Origin of the sequence: Leptolyngbya sp. CCY15150, from assembly GCF_016888135.1 — a bacterium.
Classification (GTDB): Bacteria; Cyanobacteriota; Cyanobacteriia; order RECH01; family RECH01; genus RECH01.
Genome location: NZ_JACSWB010000297.1, coordinates 1 through 17,411, shown reverse-complemented (window position 1 = coordinate 17,411; position 17,411 = coordinate 1). Strand labels below are relative to the sequence as shown.

Annotated in this window: 14 protein-coding genes and 1 pseudogene; 8 read left to right on the top strand and 7 right to left on the bottom strand. The window is 51.6% G+C overall.

The annotated features are described in order from the left end of the window. Positions 1–14 precede the first annotated feature (14 nt). Together thrB and thrS are read right to left on the bottom strand one after the other, a co-directional pair. Positions 15–950 carry a homoserine kinase gene (gene thrB / locus JUJ53_RS23915; RefSeq protein ID WP_204154571.1) on the bottom strand — a complete coding sequence of 312 codons (936 nt, stop codon included), beginning with the start codon at positions 948–950 and terminating at the stop codon, positions 15–17. 104 nt (positions 951–1,054) lie between these two features. Next, positions 1,055–2,851 carry a threonine--tRNA ligase gene (gene thrS, locus JUJ53_RS23910; RefSeq protein ID WP_204154570.1) on the bottom strand — a complete coding sequence of 599 codons (1,797 nt, stop codon included), beginning with the start codon at positions 2,849–2,851 and terminating at the stop codon, positions 1,055–1,057. 397 nt (positions 2,852–3,248) lie between these two features. On the opposite strand from thrS, the gene JUJ53_RS23905 reads away from it, so the two are divergent. From JUJ53_RS23905 to JUJ53_RS25290, 3 genes are all read left to right on the top strand, one after another. Then, positions 3,249–3,572 carry a DUF2605 domain-containing protein gene (locus tag JUJ53_RS23905; RefSeq protein ID WP_204154569.1) on the top strand — a complete coding sequence of 108 codons (324 nt, stop codon included), beginning with the start codon at positions 3,249–3,251 and terminating at the stop codon, positions 3,570–3,572. 104 nt (positions 3,573–3,676) lie between these two features. Beyond that, on the top strand, positions 3,677–3,988 hold the full coding sequence (locus JUJ53_RS23900) for a DUF2973 domain-containing protein (protein ID WP_204154568.1): 312 nt from the start codon (positions 3,677–3,679) through the stop codon (positions 3,986–3,988). Between the two features lie 84 nt (positions 3,989–4,072). Further along, on the top strand, positions 4,073–4,204 hold the full coding sequence (locus JUJ53_RS25290) for a hypothetical protein (protein ID WP_275415839.1): 132 nt from the start codon (positions 4,073–4,075) through the stop codon (positions 4,202–4,204). Between the two features lie 256 nt (positions 4,205–4,460). Here JUJ53_RS25290 and speY read toward each other — a convergent pair whose 3' ends face one another. From speY to JUJ53_RS23885, 3 genes are all read right to left on the bottom strand, one after another. Further along, positions 4,461–5,645 carry a deoxyhypusine synthase gene (gene speY, locus JUJ53_RS23895; protein WP_204154567.1) on the bottom strand — a complete coding sequence of 395 codons (1,185 nt, stop codon included), beginning with the start codon at positions 5,643–5,645 and terminating at the stop codon, positions 4,461–4,463. Between the two features lie 922 nt (positions 5,646–6,567). Then, positions 6,568–7,263, bottom strand: a complete 696-nt coding sequence (locus JUJ53_RS23890) for a response regulator (protein WP_204154566.1) — start codon at positions 7,261–7,263, stop codon at positions 6,568–6,570. A gap of 82 nt (positions 7,264–7,345) precedes the next feature. Further along, positions 7,346–10,576 carry a PAS domain-containing protein gene (locus JUJ53_RS23885; RefSeq protein WP_204154565.1) on the bottom strand — a complete coding sequence of 1,077 codons (3,231 nt, stop codon included), beginning with the start codon at positions 10,574–10,576 and terminating at the stop codon, positions 7,346–7,348. A gap of 391 nt (positions 10,577–10,967) precedes the next feature. Between JUJ53_RS23885 and JUJ53_RS23880 the strand changes: the two genes are divergently transcribed. The 5 genes from JUJ53_RS23880 to JUJ53_RS23860 all read left to right on the top strand — a co-directional run bounded on the left by JUJ53_RS23880 (position 10,968) and on the right by JUJ53_RS23860 (position 16,516). Then, complete coding sequence (locus JUJ53_RS23880) at positions 10,968–11,654, top strand: hypothetical protein (protein WP_204154564.1); 687 nt, start codon at positions 10,968–10,970, stop codon at positions 11,652–11,654. Between the two features lie 643 nt (positions 11,655–12,297). Next, entirely contained in the window at positions 12,298–13,443 is a 1,146-nt protein-coding gene (locus JUJ53_RS23875) for a DUF1611 domain-containing protein (RefSeq protein WP_204154563.1), read from the top strand. Between the two features lie 22 nt (positions 13,444–13,465). Further along, positions 13,466–14,551, top strand: a complete 1,086-nt coding sequence (locus JUJ53_RS23870) for an alanine/ornithine racemase family PLP-dependent enzyme (RefSeq protein ID WP_204154562.1) — start codon at positions 13,466–13,468, stop codon at positions 14,549–14,551. 185 nt (positions 14,552–14,736) lie between these two features. Next, positions 14,737–15,774, top strand: coding sequence for a hypothetical protein (locus JUJ53_RS23865; protein ID WP_204154561.1), 1,038 nt, complete (start codon positions 14,737–14,739; stop codon positions 15,772–15,774). 169 nt (positions 15,775–15,943) lie between these two features. Next, a complete protein-coding gene (locus JUJ53_RS23860; protein ID WP_204154560.1) occupies positions 15,944–16,516 on the top strand; it encodes a hypothetical protein in 573 nt (190 codons plus the stop codon). A gap of 217 nt (positions 16,517–16,733) precedes the next feature. Here the strand turns inward: JUJ53_RS23860 and JUJ53_RS23855 are convergent, their stop codons facing one another. Both JUJ53_RS23855 and JUJ53_RS23850 read right to left on the bottom strand, forming a co-directional pair. Next, the gene (locus tag JUJ53_RS23855; RefSeq protein WP_204154559.1) at positions 16,734–17,069 is read right to left on the bottom strand and encodes a hypothetical protein; all 336 of its coding nucleotides are present in this window, start codon (positions 17,067–17,069) and stop codon (positions 16,734–16,736) included. Positions 17,070–17,193: 124 nt separating this feature from the next. Next, a pseudogene (locus tag JUJ53_RS23850) lies at positions 17,194–17,411 on the bottom strand (hypothetical protein); the annotation flags it as partial.

Sequence of the window (17,411 nt, the reverse complement as noted above, 5' to 3'; positions counted from 1 at the left end):
ATCGCCGATCCGGTTTAGGACTGGGTATGTAGAGTGACGATCGCTCCACGGGTATCGAGCTGCAGCGCTTCAACGCGGGCCATCAATCCTTGTTCCACCCAGGCCCGCTCAATAGCAGCCTGCACCGCTGTGGTCGCTTGGGGTGGGCACAGGGCCAGCAAGGTAGGGCCAGCGCCGCTGATCACCACCCCGTGGGCACCGACGCTGGCCGCTGCTGCTGCAACCGCTTCATAGCCGTGGATCAAGGTTTGGCGATAGGGCTGGTGAATGCGATCGCCTAGGGCGCTCTTCAGCCAGTCGCCTCGTCCATTGGAGAGCCCCCGAATCAGCAGCCCCATATGGGCAATGTTGTAGATGGCATCGGCGCGGCTGTACTGCTGGGGCAAGACGCTGCGGGCCTCTTCGGTGGATAGCTCAAAGTTGGGAATGGCGACGACTGGGATGATGTCAAAGTGCCAAGGAACGTCGCACACCGTCCACCGTCCTTGGTCATCCGCTGATGCTAGACGACAGCCTCCTAGTAACGCCGGTACTACGTTATCGGGATGACCTTCAAGGGCGATCGCTAGATGCATGATCTCGGTTTGGCTGAGGGGCGATCCGGCCAGGGCATTGGCACCGAGCAGCCCCCCCACAATTGCCGTGGCGGAACTCCCCAACCCACGCGCTAGGGGCACTCCCAGTTGAATCCGAATGGCGACCGGCGGCGGCGGTTGCTTGAGGTGCTGGAAGAAAGACAAAAAGGTTTGGTAGACCAAGTTGCGCTGATCAGACTGCACCCGATCTGCCTCTGTGCCCTCTACCTGAATGGTGACCTGCTGCTCCGTCGTTGGGGGCAGCAGGTCAAAGAAAAATTGGTTATACATCGATAGCGATGCACCAATGCAGTCGAAGCCGGCACCCAAATTTGCCGTCGTTGCCGGAACAATCACAGTCACACTAGGGGGCACAGATAGGTTTCCTCACAAGTCGCCAATCCCTATTCAATCATGAGGACTCGACCGCGATCGCACCTGGATCCCTCAAAGTGAAAAATTCAATGTGAACCCTTAGGCTAGAACTTGCCATAGGCCGCGATCGCCTGGGTCAAGCGATCGAGAACCTCAGGGACAGCGATCGCCCCCAGTTCTCCAGAGGCACGGGTGCGAATACTCAGGGAGTTACCCTCGGCTTCCTTGGCTCCCACGACGGCCATCACCGGAATTTTTTCCTTCTCAGCATTGCGGATCATTTTACCTAAGCGCTCGCCGCTGAGATCCACCTCAGCTCGGACGCCCAGGGATTGCATATGCTCCACCACCTGCCGGGCAAAGGTAAGCTGCTCGGAGGTCACCGGCAGCAAGCGCACCTGCACCGGAGCCAACCACAGGGGAAAGTCGCCAGCATATTCTTCAATCAAAATCCCAATTAAGCGCTCCAAGGAGCCAAAGGGAGCTCGGTGGATCATCACGGGACGCTGACGGGTGCCGTCTTCGGCGACATATTCCAGGTCAAAGCGCTCAGGCAAGTTGTAGTCAACCTGCACCGTCCCAAGCTGCCACTCCCGCTCTAGGGCATCCTGCACCATAAAGTCGAGTTTGGGGCCGTAGAACGCCGCTTCCCCAATGCCAAGGAAGTGGTTCATGCCTAGGGTTTCTACTGCCTGCTGAATGGCGGCTTCGGCTTTATTCCAAGCATCATCACTGCCGATGTATTTGTCCGACTTGGGATCGCGGAAACTCAGCCTGGCCTTAAAGTTGGTGAGATGCAAAGCCTTAAAGACCGACTGGATCAGATCCACTACCTTGAGGAATTCGTCATTCAGTTGCTCCGGCGTGACAAACAGGTGGGCATCGTCTTGGGTGAAGCCGCGCACTCGGGTGAGGCCGCCCAGTTCTCCCGACTGTTCATAGCGATAGACCGTGCCAAATTCAGCAAAGCGCAGGGGTAGTTCCCGGTAGGAGCGCAGGCTAGCTTTGTAAATTTGGATATGGAACGGACAGTTCATGGCCTTGAGGACAAATCCCTCATCTTCCGATGCTCCCATCATCGGGAAAAGGTCATCGCGATATTTCTGCCAGTGCCCCGAGGTTTTAAACAAATCGACGCGTCCGATGTGGGGCGTGACTACCTGCTGGTAGCCTCGGCGGATCTGTTCTTGCTTGAGGAAGTCTTCCAGCAGCGATCGCAGCACCGTCCCCTTCGGAGTCCACATGGGCAAACCTGGGCCCACGGAGTCCGAAAAAATGAATAGCCCTAGCTCCTTGCCCAGACGACGGTGATCCCGGCGCAGGGCCTCTTCCTTGCGGCGCTTATATTCTGCTAGCTGCTCCGGCGTTTCCCAAGCGGTGCCGTAGATACGCTGGAGCTGGGCTTTGGTTTCGTCGCCGCGCCAATAGGCTCCGGCCAAACTTTCCAGATCAAAGGCTTTGGGGTTGAGATCCTGAGTATTCTCCACGTGGGGCCCGGCGCAGAGATCCCACCAAGCATCGCCCAGGTGATATAGGGTGATGGGTTCCTTTAGATCTTGGAGGATTTCTAGCTTGTAGGGTTCCCCTAGCGCCTGAATGCGGCGCTCTGCTTCTTCCCGGCTGACCTCCTCGCGGATCACCGGCAGCTTGCGCTTGATGATTTTCACCATCTCCTTTTTAATGGCCTTGAGATCCTGCTCCGTGAACGGTTCAGGACTGTCAAAATCGTAGTAGAAACCATTTTCAATCCAAGGGCCAATCGTCACCTGCGCCTTGGGAAAGAGTTTCTGCACCGCCATGGCCATGACATGAGAGGTGGTATGGCGAATGCGCTTGAGGAGATCGGATTCGCTGGTTTTGGGCAGACGAATGGGCTGCTGTTCGGCGGGCTGAGCTTGCATAGAATCGGAAGAGGCGTCTTGAGGCATCGGTCACTAATCAGTCACTAATCGGTCACGAAACAAAATGCGGGCTACTAGGGCAAGGAGAAAAATCTCATGCGATCGCTCCATGGATCACCCTAGGATTGCTCTCTATCTTATCGAGAGTCGGCGGGATTCGGAGACTCTCATTCAGGGAGAATTCAGCTAGATTTGCGAAAGTCCCTGTCGTCCCCGGCTAATTTTGGTCTACAGACTAGATGACGTCAGGCTTTGAGGAGCGATCGCCTCCTGACGACGGCTCTAAACTGGACTGGTACAATGGAAGAGTGTCCTGGAAAAATATCAAAAATTGTTACGAAACGTAAATTCTATTAAGATTAATGTAGTAGCCTAATAATCTAGATTAAATAAACACATGTTTAGTTCGAATGCACCGGAGCCCGAATTATTGAAGGCATTACTGGAGCCGCTTTTAGACGACTTTCAATATTGGTTTGGGCGATCGCGATCGCTGCTTGAAGCCCAAGAGCTCGACTTCTTGGCCCCCGAAGAGCAGTCTGATCTACTCGCGCGGGTGACGACGGCCCAGCAAGAAGTGAGCACGGCTCAAATGTTGCTGCGTGCCACCGATGGTCAGGTGGGGATTGAAACCTCAATTTTGATGCCCTGGCATCGGTTAGTAGCTGAATGCTGGCAGGTCAGCCGACGTAGTCGAATGGCGCGCGTCCAGGGTGAATAGCCAGCCAGGCTGATAATGCTTCGTTTCCAAGGTTTGAGTCCAGCGGCGATCGCCCCTTCTGAGTCAATTCGCGATTTGGTTTGGTTTGCTCTTAGGAGAAAGAAATGTTACATCTGCTCTATATTGTTGCGTTTGCAGTGTTGGCGTTCTTGGCCGTCGGCAATTTGATTCGAAATTTAATGACCCTAGGGGCGGAAGTCCGTCAAGAGCCCAGCAACAATCGGTCGGGGTATGGCAATTCGATGGGCTCGTCCCGGATGTCATCCCATCCTGAACTGCTGGATGAGACGGGGGCTGTGGTTAAGGAGCCCTATTTGGTGATGCGATCGATTACGGTTGATGATGCGCGCAAGCGTCTAGACGCCCTCTATCAATCATCTCCCAACACAGACGAGACCCAGGACGAAACGCTTTAGGTTGGGGTTTTCGCCAAAGACGGAAGAGCTGCTCTAGCGCTGCCTTAGAATTTTAGACCCCAAACTTCAGGAGAGTTGTAGCTTGTGGCTCCTGAGGTCTGGTGGTTTGTCATGTCTGGCTGGCTGGCACATCTTAAGCAGCCAGCCCTGTTGATTTTTGGGATGCAGCGCAACGTCACAAAGCCCTGCAAGACGGTGCGTTGTGGCTATGCCTAACAGCAGGCGACAACAAGGTTTATTGAGATCCACCTCCTAGATCATGGGTTGGAACTATCTACACCATAGATGCGTCAAGTCATCAAACACATGATCCAGTTGTGAGGACTAGCCAGGGGTAATCTCTGGCTAATTTTTTTGGCCGATTGGACAGATTTGGATGGTTAACATCAAAGTTGTCTAGACACAAGGTTTTGCCTAGAGCCAGGGGCTGACCTTCGGCGATCGCTGCCGCCGAAGGTCAAGCGGTGAGAGTCTATCGGCGGATGGGTGTACCGCAGGGATAGGTGGCCGGGGCGCTGGTGGCACCGACGAGATCAGAGGGGTTAGCCGCTTTCTGGGGATTTGCCTTGGCGGCTTCATAGTCGCGCTTTAGGTTATCCATCAACTCACCTCGGCGATCGTAGAGCCGCTTCAGCGATCGCCCTGGGCATTGGTTGATCACGTAGGAGGCAATGATCGGCAGGGCAATGGTGCTGTCGGTGTAGCAGACGATGGTGCTAGGCAGTTCATTGGGATCGACCTTGCCCCAGCTCACCGCTTCGTTAGGGGTGGCTCCTGATAGACCGCCGGTATCCGGTCGGGCGTCGGTAATTTGCACGAAGAAATCGTGACCCCGTTCTTCAAGACCCAGAACCTCATGGAGCTGGGGCTGGGTTTGCAGCAGGAAGTTCTTAGGACTGCCGCCGCCGAGGATCAGGGCAGCGCTTTTGCCTTCTACGCCGGGAATGCCAGACTGGCGCGCCCCGTAGACGATGGCGGCGGTTTCGTTGACGTCAATCGAGGGATCAATCATCAACTGGGATCCTTCCAAGGCGATCGCTGCCACGTTCATGCCGATGGAGCTATCACCAGGGGATGAGGTGTAGACAGGCACGCCACATTCGTAGGCGGTCGAAAGGAGCGAGCGGTGGGTGACGCCAAGCTGGGTTTCAATTTCGTGGACATAGCGGCCCAGCAGATGATGGAACTCAGCGGTACCCATCCGTTTTTGGAAGGGAGCCGATCGCAGAATTTCGCGAATGAAGGCGTCGGTTTCCAGCAACACATCGTAGTCAAACACGATGTCGTAGATGCGAATGCGTCCCTCTTGCCGCAGCTTGATATCGTCTACAAAGGGATTGCTGGCATAGAGGCTCAGCCCTAGCCCGTAGTGCATGTCATGGTACAGATTGGCCCCGGTGCTGATGATGTAGTCTATAAAACCGTGCTGCATCAAGGGTGCCAGTACCGATACGCCAAAGCCCGCTGGGGTCATGGCACCGGAAAGGCTGAGCCCAACGGTCACGCCCTCTTGCAGAACCTCACGACTTAACAGATGGCAGGTTTCCCGCAGCCGCGCTGAATTGTAGGCGGTGAAATACCCATCCACGAGATCCACTACGTTGATGCTAGCGGGCATGGGCACGGGTGCAATTTTATGACTCAGTAGTTGAGACATGAGACTCCTCCTAAGCAAAGTAGATATTGAGGTGGACGAAGGGGTGAGCATTGGCATTGGGAAGGGAAACAGCCATGGCCAGTGACCCAGGAGCGATCGCCCCCAGACTGTCTCAGACTGGTCAAACTCGAATACTGGTCAAACTCGAATCATGACCATGGTTGTCTACCAAGGCAGGCAGTGCGTAGCTGCTCGTCACCTTAGGTCAACGATTATTCTGAGGTCTATTGAGGTCTATCGATCAAGGTCACCCTCAGGGTTGGGACTCGTTGTGAACGAGCGTTGTAGCCCAATCCAAAGTTGGGTCTAGCTTGTCTATTTCAGACAGCATGAACCCCAGAGATCCCATCGATCTGCTTCCCTATCCCAGCACTATTCAATGATTACCAAGACTTATCTGACCGGCTGAACCCATTGCGGCGTCTGAGATCCGGGTAGCCAGGCGATCGCTCACGACTGATCGCTGACTCACATCTCAGGGGTTCTCAAGCCGGTCAGACCATACTAGGCCCTTCACACCGATCCGTCCAGGACAGTGCTGGATCACACCGCCGTCTACGCTTCAATTTCAGCTCTAAGTACCACAGGGGTCTCCAAGGGTACTCAAGTAAGGCAAAACGTTTCAACGCTTCTCAACCTTCCGTAATACGTTCTGCATTCAATCTAACACTAACGTTTGTAAAATTTATCCCCAAAATGGCGGAGATGGCACAAATTTTTGCTACGGGATGGGAGTTTGACAACGATGATGCCGCTTTGGACGTTGATGGGCTCAAGCTGGAAGGCTAGGGCCTTACCTGAGCCATGGAACAGGGCGTTACGGCTTCGCCTAACGGCAGACCCTACGAAGAGGTATGACCGTTCGGGCTCGCCGCCCACAAGAGACTGCTGGAGCCGTACTGTCATCGAACCTATGGGGGAGTTAGCCCATGAGTTCGTTGAAGCGATCGAGGAGCTTGGCTGTTTTATCGTCCACCAGCTTGGGCAGAACGCGATGCTGGTTGAGCAGCTCTACCCCGCGATGGCATTCTTCTTTGAGCACCTTGAGGTAGCGATCCAGCACGTCATTGGCGGTGCGATCGCTTAGCAGTTGCACCACGAGGTTGATATTGGAAATTAAGCCGCTGAACTCGTCGGAGAATTGCTCTAGGAGGCGATCGCTTTCAATGGAATGTTCTTCCAGAGCCGTTAGTTTTTCTTCTAGGTAGGAGGTTTGGCGCTGGGCCGACTGGCTGCGCTTCATGATCATGGTGTGTTTTTGCAGCCGGGCTCGGATGCTATCCAGCAATTCATGGCGCGTGAAGGGCTTGGTGAGATAGTCATCAGCTCCTAGGTTCATGCCCTGGCGCTGGTCTAGCTTATCGGTTCGGGCGGAGAGAAAAATGAAGGGAATCGCCGCTGTCATGGGATTGTGGCGCAGGGCGTTTAAAACACCGTAGCCATCAATTCCCGGCATCATAATGTCGCAAACGATTAGGTCGGGCTGCTTTTCGCGTACTAGGCGAAGCCCAAAGCTACCATCTTTGGCTCCGATGACGTTGTAGCCTTCGGTTTCTAAAATAGCGGCAATGTTTTCACGGATGGGTTGCTGGTCTTCAATGACAAGAATAGTCGTCATGCGTTAATACTCCAGAGGAGTGGTGTCATACAGTAGGGTGGCATTGGAACAGAGGCAGTGTTTCCCTTTGGGGGGAGCCGCCTCAGGATCGATCGACGGGCGATGGTTGGGTGAGGGGCAGGGTGACGGTACAGGTTGTCCCTTGGTTGACATGGCTGACTAGGGTGATGGTGCCGCCATGCAGCTCCACAGATTTTTTCACAATCGAGAGCCCTAGCCCTGTTCCCTGCGTGGTGCCCACATTGCCCGCGCGATGGAATTGTTCAAATAGTCGAGCTTGGTCGGCATCGGGAATACCAATACCTTGGTCGGCAATGGAAAACACAACAGACCGTACATCTAGCATGATCGAAAAATCGACCACTCCGCCAGGATGAGAATACTTAATTGCATTGGATAGGAGATTGGTGAGCACCTGCCGTAAAAGCTGCTCATCGGCTTCAATCACTAGGGACGCGATCGCGTCCGGTAAAAACTGGGTTTGAATCACCACATTACGCTTATAGCCCGTGCTAATTTGCAGCTCTTCACTGAGATTTTCACAGAAGGGGACCAGGTCAATGGGAGTGGGCTGGAAGGGCACACGACCGGCTTCGGCACGCCCAATCAGCAGCACATCATCCAGCAGGCGGGTCATCTGCTCCACCCCGGTTTGAATGCGCTCATAATGCTTCAAGCGCTTCTCTTCAGAGCATTTGTTGCCAAAGTGGCGCAAAATTTCCGATGAACCCAGGATCGTAGCCAGGGGGGTACGAAATTCGTGGGACGCCATGCTGATGAAGCGAGATTTTAATTCATTGAGCTGTTTCTCTTTTTCCAAGGCATTGCGAATTTCCTGCTCAACGCGCTTGTACTTGGTGATGTCTTGGGTGGTGACCATGCCTGCAAAGCAGTCGCCTTGGCTGTCCTTGAGGGGCGTAACCTGGACGAGATAGATGCGATCGCGGAGAGATATTTCGAGACTGCTGGATTCACCTGCCAGGGCTCGGCGGTAGTGCGGTTCCAACTGTTCAGCAATGGCTGTTGGGAACACGTCCCAAAGGGTTTTTCCCTCAATGCTGGCTTTGGAGAGATTCATCAACTCCAGCCCGGTGCCATCGGCGATGGTGTAGCGCAGATGGGGATCAAACAGCAGCACCGCTCCGTTGGGAAAGTTCTTAGCCAAAGTGCGATACTGCTCTTCACTTTGGCGCAGCTTTTGCTCCGCTGTACGGCGGGCGGTGATGTCTTCACAGGTGCCGAGAATGCCCACGACTTGGCGATCGCTGTCGTGGAGCGGAATCAGGTTCTTGTCGATCCAATATTGCTGACCATCGGCTTGGATCTGGGCCTCCATCACATGGTATTGGGGACAGTCAGACTCCATGACGCGGCGATCGTCTTGGCGATAGTACTCAGCAGCATCGGCAGCCCAGGAAAATAGATCGAAGTCGGTTTTTCCCTCCCCTAGGTCTGCAGGAGACTCTAGCCCCACCACATGGGCAAAGGCCAAGTTACAGCCGAGATAGACCGAGTTGCGATCTTTCCAAAAAATCGCTTCAGGGATATTGTCTACTACCAACTGCAGCAACTGCTGGGATTCGTAGAGTTGGCTTTCCATCCGTTTACGCTCGGTGATGTCAATGCCCACAAAGACAGCGGCATGGTCTTGGGCATACTTTTGGGCAACGACCAGATACTCATAGTTAGTGCCGTTGATGTCCAAACAGGTTTCACGGGTGGCGGTGTGGCTAGAACTAGCGAAAAATTCTTCCACAAAGGTGTTAAAGTCCAACCGTCCACCCAGGAAACCAATGGGTTGCCCACTAAAATCTTCCGGCGATCGCCCAAAGACTGCCGCCATGCGCGTATTCACGCCTTGGTAGACCAAATCATCGCGGATCCAAGAGATTAAACCCGGCACCGCATCGAGCACCACCCGCAGTTGATCCTTAGCGCGCTGGAGTTCAGCTTGGGTACGTTTGCGATCGCTAATGTCGCGAATAATCACCATTACTTCATGGCGATCGCTGACGGCAAAACGGGCTTCGTAGTCATAAAGCGTATTGCCTAGCTTGAGCTGATACTCAAAACTCTGGATCGCCTTCGTTTCTAGCGCCCGTTGCACATAGGTCAAGGTCGTCTCGGCAATTTCGGGAGGAAAAACATCCGTGAGATGTTTGCCCAAAAATTCATCATCGGGCACGGGAATCACCCCATGGGCGTCGGGCTTCTTGTTCACCAAAATGCCATCTCCGGTGATGCGTAAAATGGCGTCGGGCAAGGCTCCTAGCAGGGCCCGATTGGTGGCCATGCTTTGTTTGAGGATGATTTCGGTTTGTTGCCGCTTGAGGGCGCTGGCAATAATCTCTCCCACCAAGATCAAGAGCATAATCGTCTCTTGCCCCCAAGGACGGGGCGATCGCTCTGCATCCAGCCCCACAAACCCCAAAAGGGATTGTTCTAGCACAATAGGTACTTGGATAGCTGCCTTCATCTGCGGTTGGCGATGGAGCAGGCGATCGCTGGGCGGCGTGGGCGGCAGGGAGGCAATGGCAAAGCCACGCAAGCGTCTCAATTGGTCTAGACGATCGACATAGTCCTGAATCTGTAGATGTTGGTAATTCGCCTGCAAAGAGAGACTCGTAGGGGCACACCATTCATGGGTATTCGAGATCTGGCTTTGGTTTTCAGAGACGCGAAAGAGATAGCCGCGATCGGCTCCGGTAAATTCAGCGATCGCCTGCAGAGCCCGGCGGATGCCATCATCAATTTGGGCGGCTTCGAGGGGAATAAACTGGGCAGAAATCGTTGTCACCAGTTCTTCTAGGCGAATGCGTTGCTGCAGCGCTTCTTCGGTTTGGTGGTGCCGAGTAATTTCATCTTGCAGTTGGGTGTTGAGTTGATACTGCAAGAACTGCTCGGAGGTCAGCAGTCCTAAGGGATGTCCTTGCGCATTGACGACCGGCAGGTGATGGATGGCGTAGCGTTGGAAATAGCGGGCGATCGCCTCTGGATTTCGCAGATCTAGTTCTGACAAGCTAATCACCGGCGTGGTCATCACATCCTGGGCACAGACCACGGCAAAGGCTGGGTCAGGCGCAAGGGCTTGAATGATATTTTTACTGGTAATGATGCCGACCAGGCGCTCTGCATCGGTGACTAAGGCGCAGTTGGGACGTGGGTCGGGCGATCGCCAAGGTAGATCAGAGTGAGGAGTGGAGTCGGGTAGAAACTGCGGTGCGGACTGCACGCAACTCATTAACCGCAGCACCTCAAGGAGCGGGGTGTCTGGGGCCACGGTGACGACAGTATGCAATAGGGAATCGACCATAGGGTGCAAAAAATGGGAATCACCCAAGAACACAAGTTCTCAAGGTTGTGCAAAGCGTAAGGTTGTGCAAAGCGTGATGACGGAATGAAAATGAATAGGTGTCCTATTACGCAGGATGCCCAAAACTCGTTGTCGATTCCCATCTGTCTGGGATGAATCTCGCGATCGCTGTATCCATTTTGGTAACCAGACCCATGGGAGCGATCGCACCCGTTAGGGTAGACATAGGTGAGAGCACCATCCCAAGTCGTAGATCGACGCCGCTAGGGTTTATTGCCTGGTCTATTGCCTATGGACGGCTCTTGGGATCTTGGGATCTGTCCCCCTGCATCGATGTGTGGCGTAAGCCAATGCTGAACCTTCCGTTTGTACATCACCCCCTTCAACACTTATGACTCGTTTTCTTTCATATCGCTGGCAATCCCCCCGCCTCGTTGCCGTGATGGTTTTGACTCTGTTGATCATGGGCTGCCAAACCAGTCCATCAGCGATCGCCGAATCCAACGACAGTCCAGACTCTACCGTTTCATCACCCAGTGCCGATCTGACGCTGCCCGACGATAGCGCTATGCCGCCGTCGGTGCTCAATAGTGTTCTCCAAGACATTGAGAAGCGCACCGGCATCGACGCCAATCAACTGACCTGGGTGGGCGCAACGGCCGAAACCTGGTCGGACGGCTGCCTAGGGTTGGGCGGCCCAGCAGAGAGCTGCCTGATGGCCCTAGTCGAAGGCTGGCAGGTGCATGTATCCTACGAGCAAGAAGAATGGTTCTATCGCACCGATGCTACTGGGCAGGCGGTACGGTGGATTGATACGGATCTACATTCGCCGCTGCCTCCCTCGTTGAGCGATCGCCTATTGCAACAGGTGGCAGACGAGACAGGGCTAGAACGCGATCGCCTGCAGGTGACCGATGCCACCAGCGCCGTCTGGAATGGCTGTCTGGGCATTGAGCCAGACAATGGGGTCTGCACCGAGATTGCTATCTTTGGCTGGCGGGTGGAGGTCGATGTTGATGGTACAGTTCAGGTCTATCACACGAATCACGACGGTTCAGATATCCGCCGCTATTCGTAAACAACGTTTACCCACCATGATCTTACACTGCGGTTTCTGCTTAGGGGAAACAAGTTAAGTTAAGTCTTAGTGGAGTACAGCTTCGTTGATAACTCATGGGTCAACCTGGCTGTTAGATAGAGTTGTGTGCCGTAAAAACCATTTGTCAATACCCTAAAGACTCATTAAAATGAGGGCGATCGCTGTTCTTGATTTACTTGCAAGAAGGCGATCGCTTTTTGCTATGGGAGAGGCAATCGCCTTAGATGTCTGGAAATTCTAGAAGGATATCGAGTTGGTTCTGAGAATTTATTTTACAAGCAAGGCAAGATGATAGTGCTGTGTTAGCCTGTACCATCCAACACAAAAATGTAATACATGCTACCATTGACATGACCTAGATTTAAGCTAAGACTCAATTAAGACGTAGGATCTAAGACGTGAGATCTTTGCTGTCAGTGAATAGTTTTAGGTCTCTCATAGAATTTACCTAACTGTATAGATTTGCGGCACAGTTTTCTAGCACATTATCAAAACATAACAGGTTTTGATATGGAAAAATGCTGTGTCAGTTTTCGCATGGAAATACAACCTTAGATATTGGGAGGGCTTGTTGATAGAAGCCTTCTAAATAGTTAAGAATAAATTGAAGGAAAGCATTTGTATGGCAATCATTAAAGAAACGGCTTTAGTCTACTGTGAAGGCCAATTTGGCTTGTTAGATGGAAAAACTGCTGCCGGACTTGTTCGTCACTCGGAGCTATATACCATCCTTGGCGTTATTGATAGCTTGCGAGCTGGCGGTGATGCAGGAGAAGTTTTGGGAGGAGTCTGCAATGGCATTCCTATTTTTGCCAGCCTAGATGAAGCATTGAGTCAATTTCCCTCCGTGCCGGATTGCTACATCTATGGAAAAGCCCCTCTGGAAGCTCACATACCACCTCATGAGCGGAAAAGTATCTTAGATGCCATGGAAAAGGGTATGACGATCATTAATGGTCTCCATCAATTCTTTTCGGAAGATGCCGAGTTTGTCCATGCGGCTGCCCAGTATCATGTTGAGATTAAAGACATCCGAAAGCCTCCCCAGCTTAAGGATCTGCACGTTTTTACAGGGCAAATTTCTAGGGTAACGGTACCGGTGATTGCCGTTTTGGGAACTGATTGCGCTTGCGGAAAAATGACCACCGCCATAGAGCTTAATAAGGTTCTCAATGGGCTTGGTCTTAAGTCTATCTTGGTGGCAACAGGGCAAACAAGTTTAATTCAGGGAGCCAGGTATGGTGTCTCTATTGATGCATTAACATCTCAATTTGTGATTGGTGAAATCGAAAACTCTGTCCTTCAAGCGTTTGACCACGAAAGTCCTGACATTATTTTGGTTGAAGGACAAAGTGCTGTAAGCCATCCAGCATTTATGGGCTCTCTTGGGATCCTCAAAGGAAGTATGCCAGACGGCATTATTCTTCAGCATCCTCCGGCGCGTAAGGTTCGTTGTGATTTTCCTAACTTAAGGATGCCGACGCTTGCAAGTGAAATTAAGCTGATTGAGTCTATGTCTACAGCCAGGGTGATGGCGATCGCCTTAAGCCACGAAGATATGCTAGAGGCAGAGGTTTTTAGGGTGATGGAAGATTACGAAAAGCAATTTCAGCTACCAACGACAGATGTGTTGACCTATGGCTGCCAAAAACTGGTTCAAACCTTAATTCAGCATTTTCCAACACTAAACCAGAAACTCAATCAAAAGCTCAATCTAACAACCCAGCCAGCTCGGGTAGGAAAAATACCTGCCCTGGAGATGATCTAGCGTCACTCGCTCAACATAATCCATGAAATTATTGATGCCGAGGTTAGAAATCTCTCTTTCCCAGATACAAGATAATGCTCGTATCTTAACTGATATCTATGGGAAACAAGGGATTTCTTTGATGGGAGTTTCTAAGGCAGTTTTGGGATCACCCCTAGTTGCTGAGGCGATGATTCAAGGCGGGGTTAAATTTATTGCTGACTCTCGCCTTGAAAATATCCAGACGATGAAAGCTGCTGGCATATTAGCTCAGTTTGTACTGCTACGGACTCCTTTGAGTCAGGCTGAATTGATTGTTGAACATGTCGATATTAGTCTAAATACTGAGATTGAGACCATCAAACAGTTGTCTTACTATGCTAAGGCCCATCACAAATATCATCGAATTATTTTGATGGTAGAGCTGGGAGATTTGCGGGAAGGCATTCTTCCGAGTGATCTATCCCAATTTATCCGAAGCATCCTAGGGTTGTCTAATATACTTTTGGTTGGCATTGGCTGTAATTTGGCTTGCTACGGTGGAATCAAGCCAGATGCTAACAATATGGGTCAGCTATCTAAGTTGGCTAATACGATTGAACAAGAGTTTCATATTAGTCTAGCTATCATTTCTGGTGGTAACTCAGCCAATTATGAATGGTGTCAATCAACCCAAGACAAGGGAAGAGTTAACAATCTACGTTTAGGAGAGTCGATTCTTCTGGGGCGTGAAAGTGTTGGAAGAACAGCTATTCCAGGGTTGCATACAAAAGCATTCCAGATTGTGGCTGAAGTCATTGAATCCAAGAAAAAGCCATCGTTTCCTACTGGGCAGATTTGTCAGGATGCGTTCGGCAATGTTCCGATTTTTCAGGATCAGGGAATTCTTCAGCGAGTCATTATTGCTCTAGGACGACAAGATGTTTTGGTTTCTGGTTTAACGTCTGTTACGAATCTAGAAATACTTGGAGCAAGTAGCGATCATATTATTCTAAATGGTGAAAACCAAGGACTCCAGAATGGAGATGAGGTAACTTTTAATCTAGATTATGGTGGACTACTTTCTGCAATGACGTCTCCTTTTGTGAAAAAGCACTTCGTCTTTCGGGATAGCTATATAGCTGCCTAATCAGAAGCGATCGCTCCCTTCGTTACATAGGAGGCGATCGCTCTTCCAGTCTCACCAAAACTGAACCTTAAATTTGCATACATCCCGATCTCTTTACGGAATTTCTCGATGAACTCATGTAGTTAGCTAAAAGGCCTAAATCAGCGCCATTCACCCAATTGTCCCAGACGAAGAAGAGGAATGCCATGACAGTTCAGTTCTACCGGAGCATTGCGATCGCAGCTCTTACCGGAGTGATCGCAGCCTGTAGCAGTTCCCCAGACGTAGCTGTCAGCGCCCCAAATTCAGAGTCTGACCTCGGGTCTAACCCCAGCGACACCATCCCCAACGACACCGTCACAACAGCCGACGACGAGTCCATGCTCGTAGCTGCCAACCCAGCCACCTGCCTCACTTGGTCAGACTTTCAGGGCTACGAAGCTGAGGTATCAGGCGATCCAGTCGTTACCTATTTGCAGATGCCTCCTGGGTTTGAGCAAGGCTGCATCTTTAAAACCGGCATGGCGCTGAGCAATCCGCTTTACATTCTGCGCAATGACCTAGCCTATGAGGCCGTCTCCGCCACTGGGCAGCCGCTGACACCCCTGCCTGGAGATGTGCTGCCCTGGTTAGATAGCGCCGAGGTTGACTACGCGACCCTCGATAGCCTGGTTGCCCAAGGTGATCTGCTGGTCTACTACTATGCCTGCACCACAAACGCCATGCAGGCTGCAAACTGTGAAGGCTACGCCGAGAACCGTCCCTACGGCTTGCCGACAGGAGAAGCCTGCTTTCAAGGACACTGCCTAGAAGGCGGCGCGATCTCCATTGACCAACGCCTAGCCCTATGGTCGGGGTATCCTGGGGCTGAGGTTTCCATGGGTCTGACCGCAGAGCAGGAAGCCGCCCGCCGTCAGTATGACGAAATTCCCTTGGCGACCCTGTTTCCTGAACTGCCTGTGATTCACCCCAACGCTGAAGTCCTTGCCTTTGAAACCTTTGGCCGTACCCAGCTTGAAGAAGGGGAACAGCCCACAGAAATCGAATTAATTGCTACCTATGACACCTACCAGGTGCTGCTACTCACCAACTTTGGCGCAGCGGATGACTCCATTGGCGGTCTGCGCTATCGCCTAGAATTTGAGTTTTTTGATAACGACCAAACGAACCTCATTTGGGTGGGAGAGCAACGCTACTGCCGCCGCAGTGCGCCCCCAGCTTGGACGAACCAGCTCTGCCCTTAGTACAACACCAGAAGTGGACTAAACGTCAGCAAAGGTGGGGCATTTGCTGACCACAACGAATCCTACTTTGCGATCGCACTTAAGGTTTATTGAGTCAGGTTTTGGTATATTTTGTATACCAACAGTCCAAGGCTTGTATGAGCAGTGGCAATCTATTGCAAGAACAACTATGACGTCTGAGCCAAGACTGGACTATCTTTACAAAGAGTATATTCGATTGAGCCAGCAGGCAGAAGAATACATCAGAAGTGCTTTTGATGACTTTAAGTTGATGGGGGTTATTGGCGCAACAATAGCTCTTTGGAAGCCGATTGTAGATGTTATCGTACTTGCCAACCCCGAAATTGATTATAGTGGACTCTTGTTTTTAGGTTTTCTGAGTCTTTTGCTCGTTATTGCGGTTATCGGATTTTGGAACCTGATAAAACAATCGTTTATTATCTTCTTTGCAGATAATCTCCAGGGTTATGAAGAAGAGCTTAGAAAAGAGCTGAATGAGCTGGACAGTTCGAGGGTTTTCAACTTAAACCTTGAGAAAGAAACCAAACTCCTCGTTAGCTACAGAACTACGTTTTCCGCGTTCCTTTCAGTCTTTGCACTTGCAACTACTGTCATACCGGTTTTAATCTTGATATCTTTTGATCTTAGGTATTCATTTTTATACCTTTTGCTGTCGGTGACGATTTTTGGAACCTATTTTCGAGTCCTGAAAAAATCAACTAGGCAATACGTTAAGAGATAGCTTAGCGCTCAACATTGACAGACCACATATGGAAAACACGCACTAGGAGATGGAGAGCGATTGCTTCCTAGTCACCTATCCTGGTACAGCTCTTCCTCGTAATGCATCAACTGGTTGCCTCCATGAGACCCAATCTGAGTATAGATCTACGCTCAGCGGCAGCCTTTTGCATCTCCCGGAGGAGATTTTGGAAATCGGCATGGCGTTCTAGGACAGGTCATCTGAGCAGTATTCTGAGTACAAGAGCAGCGATCGCAATCCCAAACATCGTGCCACACACTGGAAAGATCCTATCTGCAAACCACTTGGGTAAAAAGATATCTGCTACAGCCCCCCGTTCAGCCCCTAGACGTTCAGCAAGCAGAGTCAACGGGCATGTCCAGCCTGCCGCCATGAGAACAACACTCTCAAGCAGCACCAAACCTACGGCAACCCACGTCCATCTCGTGATCTGACCAGAAATGCCGCTGAACAGTGCATACAGTACGCACAAGCTGAGCAGCCAGAAAATCAGCGTATGGACACATTTGATCTGAACAATCGTAATTTTCACGTTTTTTGCCCCAGGGTATCCTGGGGTGGCGTGTAGTGTAGTTGTGCTTGAGTACAGACATGAAGCTGTGCATCACGTTTAGTAAAACGCTAGCATCATAACAGCCCTGGTTGACTGACAAAACTCATGACTGAAAGCTGTAGAATCGGGCTGTAAACTCACGTTCGAGGCGTTTCTTATCTTGCTTTTTCGAGGCTGAGGCAGGGGCAGGATCGTGCCCCCCTTGCAAGGCAACCGTGGCAAACAACGACCAGCCTTGATGCAGGACTCCTTTGAACCAATTCCACCCGATTCTGAAATAGCTGTTACCCCGTTGCCAATGAGCATCGACCCAGCGCCGCT

Excerpts from the sequence above, each read along its gene's own strand:
- thrS (WP_204154570.1), bottom strand. The coding sequence starts at position 2,851 with ATGCAAGCTCAGCCCGCCGAACAGCAGCCCATTCGTCTGCCCAAAACC.
- JUJ53_RS23905 (WP_204154569.1), top strand. The coding sequence starts at position 3,249 with ATGTTTAGTTCGAATGCACCGGAGCCCGAATTATTGAAGGCATTACTG.
- JUJ53_RS23900 (WP_204154568.1), top strand. The coding sequence starts at position 3,677 with ATGTTACATCTGCTCTATATTGTTGCGTTTGCAGTGTTGGCGTTCTTG.
- speY (WP_204154567.1), bottom strand. The coding sequence starts at position 5,645 with ATGTCTCAACTACTGAGTCATAAAATTGCACCCGTGCCCATGCCCGCT.
- JUJ53_RS23890 (WP_204154566.1), bottom strand. The coding sequence starts at position 7,263 with ATGACGACTATTCTTGTCATTGAAGACCAGCAACCCATCCGTGAAAAC.
- JUJ53_RS23885 (WP_204154565.1), bottom strand. The coding sequence starts at position 10,576 with ATGGTCGATTCCCTATTGCATACTGTCGTCACCGTGGCCCCAGACACC.
- JUJ53_RS23880 (WP_204154564.1), top strand. The coding sequence starts at position 10,968 with ATGACTCGTTTTCTTTCATATCGCTGGCAATCCCCCCGCCTCGTTGCC.
- JUJ53_RS23875 (WP_204154563.1), top strand. The coding sequence starts at position 12,298 with ATGGCAATCATTAAAGAAACGGCTTTAGTCTACTGTGAAGGCCAATTT.
- JUJ53_RS23870 (WP_204154562.1), top strand. The coding sequence starts at position 13,466 with ATGAAATTATTGATGCCGAGGTTAGAAATCTCTCTTTCCCAGATACAA.
- JUJ53_RS23865 (WP_204154561.1), top strand. The coding sequence starts at position 14,737 with ATGACAGTTCAGTTCTACCGGAGCATTGCGATCGCAGCTCTTACCGGA.
- JUJ53_RS23860 (WP_204154560.1), top strand. The coding sequence starts at position 15,944 with ATGACGTCTGAGCCAAGACTGGACTATCTTTACAAAGAGTATATTCGA.